Origin of the sequence: Cytobacillus praedii (assembly GCF_001439605.1) — a bacterium.
Taxonomy (GTDB): Bacteria; Bacillota; Bacilli; order Bacillales; family Cytobacillaceae; genus Cytobacillus; species Cytobacillus praedii.
The window spans coordinates 1-342 of sequence record NZ_LMBX01000072.1 but is presented as its reverse complement, the minus strand read 5'-3'; the positions used below and the strand labels follow the sequence as shown (position 1 = coordinate 342).

The 342-nt window shown below is 39.8% G+C and carries 1 protein-coding gene; it reads right to left on the bottom strand.

Annotation, left to right across the window (positions count from 1 at the left end; translation table 11 throughout):
• Nucleotides 1–99: 99 nt before the first annotated feature.
• A partial coding sequence (locus ASU02_RS25520) for a transposase (protein ID WP_057768476.1) occupies nt 100–342 on the bottom strand: 243 nt, incomplete at its 5' end.

Genomic DNA, 342 nt, shown 5'->3' with positions numbered 1-342 from the left:
GAGGCTGGGACATAACTAGCTTCAAATAGTGAGAAAGGTGAATTTGAGAGACCTCAAATTCACCTTTCTCTATTTTTGCGTGTAGAGTCTTCTATTTCCTTAGTTGGCGGCAGTGAATTTTCTTAAATTCACTGCCATTAACGCGAGGCCCATTTCGTTTTCTACCTTCGATTTCCCACGTACAGAAAATCGAGTGAAACGCAAATTAGCCTTCAAGAATCCAAAAACTGGCTCCACATCTATTTTACGTTTTCGATAGATGGCACTTGTTTTCTCTTCTGAAAGCTTCGCTCTCACATATTCTTTTTGCTGTTCCCATTTTTCATTCACCATTAGTTTCCG